General features: G+C 68.9%; 6 protein-coding genes. 3 read left to right on the top strand and 3 right to left on the bottom strand.

All coding sequences use genetic code 11. The features are described 5' to 3' along the window. The first annotated feature begins 118 nt into the window (after window positions 1-118). Both ACOJSF_RS06880 and ACOJSF_RS06885 read left to right on the top strand, forming a co-directional pair. Window positions 119-871: a response regulator transcription factor gene (locus tag ACOJSF_RS06880; RefSeq protein ID WP_420141473.1), complete on the top strand. Its 753-nt coding sequence runs from the start codon at window positions 119-121 to the stop codon at window positions 869-871. A 12-nt stretch (window positions 872-883) separates the two neighbouring features. Further along, window positions 884-1117: a hypothetical protein gene (locus ACOJSF_RS06885; RefSeq protein WP_420141474.1), complete on the top strand. Its 234-nt coding sequence runs from the start codon at window positions 884-886 to the stop codon at window positions 1115-1117. A 16-nt stretch (window positions 1118-1133) separates the two neighbouring features. Here the strand turns inward: ACOJSF_RS06885 and treF are convergent, their stop codons facing one another. The 3 genes from treF to ACOJSF_RS06900 are packed head-to-tail and all read right to left on the bottom strand — an operon-like array spanning window position 1134 to window position 4079. After that, a complete protein-coding gene (treF, locus tag ACOJSF_RS06890) occupies window positions 1134-2666 on the bottom strand; it encodes an alpha,alpha-trehalase TreF (RefSeq protein WP_420141475.1) in 1533 nt (510 codons plus the stop codon). Between the two features lie 37 nt (window positions 2667-2703). After that, the gene (locus ACOJSF_RS06895) at window positions 2704-3030 is read right to left on the bottom strand and encodes a hypothetical protein (RefSeq protein WP_420141476.1); all 327 of its coding nucleotides are present in this window, start codon (window positions 3028-3030) and stop codon (window positions 2704-2706) included. Beyond that, window positions 3027-4079: a Glu/Leu/Phe/Val dehydrogenase dimerization domain-containing protein gene (locus ACOJSF_RS06900; RefSeq protein WP_420141477.1), complete on the bottom strand. Its 1053-nt coding sequence runs from the start codon at window positions 4077-4079 to the stop codon at window positions 3027-3029. The genes ACOJSF_RS06895 and ACOJSF_RS06900 overlap by 4 nt, the downstream gene beginning before the upstream one ends. A 131-nt stretch (window positions 4080-4210) precedes the next feature. Here ACOJSF_RS06900 and ACOJSF_RS06905 point away from each other — a divergent pair. Further along, window positions 4211-4305 (top strand): AsnC family transcriptional regulator (locus ACOJSF_RS06905; protein WP_420141478.1); only part of this gene is annotated, 95 nt, incomplete at its 3' end.

Here is a 4305-nt window from a genome sequence, read left to right on the forward strand (position 1 = left end):
CGATAAATCAAGGATATCGTGGGATCAGGGACATGGGCCTTCTACGCTTCCTCCATCCGCGCCGGTTGACGGCGCAAAGGTCTGGCATCCTCGGCGCCCCGCCGGGCCGGAGCGCGGCATGAGCGGCCGCATCGCGATCCACGTCGTCGAGGATGATGATGCGCTGCGCGAAACCCTCCTGCGCTTCCTCGATGCGGCAGGCATGGAGGTACAGGGCTTCGATCACGTCAAGGCGCTGGAACAGGCTCTGCTGACTGCCTGGCCGGACATCATCCTCCTCGACGTGAACCTGCCTGACGAGAATGGCTTCATCGCCGCCGCCCGGCTGCGTGCGCGATCGCCAGTCGGGATCATCATGCTGACGGGCCGGACCGATCAGGACGACCGGCTGCTGGGCCTGTCGATCGGGGCCGACCATTATCTGAACAAGCCGGTCGACCTGCGGGAGTTGGAGACCGTCGTTCGCAATCTCGCGCGGCGGCTCCACAACCACCTGCCGATCGGCGAGAATATGCCCGACGCGTCCGACGGCGCCGCGGGGGCGGGGGAAAAGGAGGGGGCCTGGGTTCTCGACTGCGACGCTTGGTCGCTGACCTCGCCCACCGGGATCAAGGTCGACCTGTCCGCCGCCGAATATCAGGCGCTGGTCCCGCTACTCCAGACGCCAGGCCAGCCGGGCTCGCGCGACATGATCAACGCCCGGCTCGGCAAGCCGCGGATCGACCCGCAGAATCGCAGCGTCGACGTCCTCATCTCGCGCACCAGGCGGCGGATCGAGACCGCGACCGGCCAGCCGCTGCCGCTGCGTTCCGCACGCGGGTCCGGATATGTCTTCACCGGGCTGTCCAGCGTCCGCGGGAACCATGCGTGAGGCCGCCTCCCCATGCGCGTGACGGCCCCGCGACACGAGCCGCCCCGGCGGACCGCGTTACAAACCGCGCAGCATCAGCTGCGCAACAAGCTGAGCGTCGTCATGGGGTCGATCGACATCGTCGATCTGGCCGAGCCGCTGTCCCCGGAAGGCAAGCGCGACGTGGCGCGCGCCAAACAGGCCTGTGCCGACATCGGCGTGCTGGTCGACCGGCTGTCGGACCTCCCGTCCGGCGGCAGTCATTGAGCATCGCAGGGCGAGCCTATCGAAGGGCGGGATAACGCTCCAGCAGCGCGCTCACCACGCCGTTGGTCCACCCGAAACCGTCCTGCACCGGATACTCGCCCCCGCCGCCGGGGGTGCGCGCCTCGACATTGTATTTCTCGAGCATCTTGCCCGTCTCGGCATAGGCCGCCGCGACCGTGCCGATCCAACGGCGGGCGATGTCCTCGGCGAGTGCGGCATGCCCCGATCGCGCCAACCCGTCGATCGCCACCCATTGCAGCGGCGCCCAGCCATTGGGCTCGTCCCACTGCTGTCCGGTGCGCTGCTGCGTCGTCCGCAGCCCCCCTTCGGCCAGCAGCGCGCGCCGGGTCGTCGCCGCCACCGCACCTGCCTGTGCGGGGGAGGACAGGCCGACGAACAGGGGCTGGAGCGTCGCGGCGCTCAGCACGGGCGTGGGCTTGCGCGTCGTGATGTCCCAATCGGCATAACGGCCCTCGCGCGCCACCCACAGATAGCGATCGATCGCCGCTTTGCGCCGCGCCGCGAGCGCGGCGAATGTCCGCGCGCACGCGCCGTCGCCCAGCCCGGCACAGCCGGACGCGATCCGCCGCTCCATCGCCCACATCAGGCTGTTGAGGTCGACCGGCACAATGTCGGTCGTGTGGATCGACGCGAGCGAGCGGGGGTCGCGCAGCCAGCGCGACGAATAGTCCCAACCGCTCTCCGCCCCCGCGCGCAGGTCGCGATAAAGGCGCGCGCGCCGATCGGAGGGCAATGCCCCGGCGGTGGCGACATCCTCCGCGAAGGATTCGTCTCGCGGCGTGTCCAGATCGTCATAATAACGATTGAGGATGCCACCGTCAGGCATGCGCACGACGCGCAGACATGCAGACTGTCGCGCGAAGAGACAGGCGGCGCCCTTCATCCAAAAGGCGTGCTCGGTGCGGAGCGCGGCCAGCCGCCGCGCTGTGACAGCGGGGTCGGTGTTCGCCGACAGATCGAGCATCAACGCATAATAAGGCGGCTGCGACCGGCTCAGATAATAGGTTCGCGTGCCGTTGGGGATATGGCCGTGACGCTCGATCAGCCCGGAGAAATTGTCGAGCATTGCTTCGACCAGCTCGGGATGTCCGTCGGCGCGGAGCCCGAGCATGGTGAAATAACTGTCCCAATAATAGATTTCCTGGAAGCGCCCGCCCGGCACGACATATGGCGCAGTCAGCGTGAGCTCCGATCCGCCGGGGGCGGCCGGCTCCGGCTGGCGGACCAATTGGGGCCAGAGCAGGCGGACATGGCCGCGCAGGTCGCCCCGGTCATTCTCCCCGCGCACGACGAAGTTGGCGAGCACGAAGCGCTTGAGCGCGTCCCCTGCCGGCCGCTGCGCCGCATAATCGGCGAGAATGGCGGCCGGATCACGCTTCGGCACCGCATCGGCGAAGGTCTTGCCGTCGGCGAAGATGCGCCCGGTCTGCACCGCCGCGAACAGCGGGCCATAGAGCGTGGCCGGCCCCTCCTGCGCGACGGCGGGCGCGGCGCACAGCAGGGCCAGGGCGGCAATCAGGCGAAGCAACAAGGCGATCTCCCGGCGGCGGCAACAGCCCTGCCGGTTATAGAGGCGTCGCGGCGAGGGAGAAGGCGTCTCGCTCACGGGATGCGGCGGTGGCGGTTCTGTGGGTGATGGCTTTCCTTACGGCCCCAACCTCTTCGGTCGCCACGCTCGTAACCCCGATGATGGCGCGCAGCTTTTCGATCATGGCGGCGACCATCGGTCCCGGATCGAGCGCGACGCGCATGCGAATGACCATAGTCTCCCCCCGGGCCGACGCGCGCAGCGCATGCGGCACCAGCCCGCGCTGCGCCAGCAGATTGACGACGCGCACGAGCATGTCGGTCGATGACGGCCCACGCACGGTCAGGCGAAGCATTTGCGTCATGCCGCGAGCATCGTCTTTGCGAGCGCCGGGCGCGCGGTTGCGACTGCGCGCCGCGCCGTGATCGCAGCCACCCGCGCGGGGGGCATGCGCAGCGCCTCGGCCTCGTCCAATATTTCGCTCAGACGGTAACCGATCGCATCGATGCGCGCATCGCGTTCCGCCTCCGGCCAGTCGAGCCGGTCCGCTGCCGCGCTGATGGTCCCGCCGGCGTTGACGAGGAGATCGGGCGCGTAGAGCACCCCGCGTTCCGCCAGCATATCGGCCAGTTCGGGCGCGGCAAGCTGGCCTCTGGCCGCCCCGCACACCACCTTTGCGCGCAACGACGGCAAGGTCGCGAGGTTGATCGCGCCGCCGAGCGCGCAGGGGGCGAACACGTCGGCGGGGGCCTGCGCGATCAGGCGGGTCTGCACCACCTCGGCGCCGAAGCGGACGGCGGCGCGCGCCGCGCGTTCCGCATGCGGTTCGGCGATCACCAGCCGCGCGCCGGCCGCGTGAAGCAGCGCGCAGAGCGCCATCCCGACGCCGCCGACACCCTGGACTGCGACGGTGACTTCGCCGAGCGTGCGGCCCAGCCGGCGGGACACTGCCACCTCCATCGCGCGAAACACGCCGTGCGCCGTCGCCTCCGCCATGTCGCCGCCGGCCAAGCCATCGGAACGGGGCGGTCCATGCGCGGTCTCGCTCGCTACCAGCGCCATGTCCGCCGGCCCGACGCCCAGGCCGCCGGAGGCGACGAAGCGGCCGCCCAGCCCCTCGACCGCGCGGCCGAACGCCTGGAACAGCGTTGCGCGATTGAACGGCGGTTCGGGCAGCATCAACACCGCTTTGGCCCCGCCGAACGGAAGGCCGGCGAGCGCGTTCGCCATCGTCATATCGCCGGCCAGCCGCAGCGCATTCTCGCTCGCGGCGACCTCGTCCGTATAGCGCCACAGGCGGCAGCCGCCGACGGCTGGCCCAAGCGCGGTCGAGTGCACGATAATGAATCCCCGAAGACCCGATCGCGCATCATCCAGCCTTATGATTGTCTCCGGCGGCAGTCGGTCGTTCATCGTGCACCTTCCTGATCGATGGCTCAGGCAGATAGCGCGGCGGGCGGGGCAAGAATGTCCTCAATCGCCGCGATTGACGGCGATCGAGGATCATCTAACCTCATATTCTTTCAAATAAGGATAAACTCTCCGTGCAATTGGACGACGCCGAACGACGCATTCTCCGGATCGTGCAGGAGGATGCCAGCCTGTCCACTGCCACGATCGCTGAGCGCGCGGGCCTGTC

Source organism: Sphingomonas sp. (assembly GCF_048594985.1).
GTDB lineage: Bacteria > Pseudomonadota > Alphaproteobacteria > Sphingomonadales > Sphingomonadaceae > Sphingomonas_I.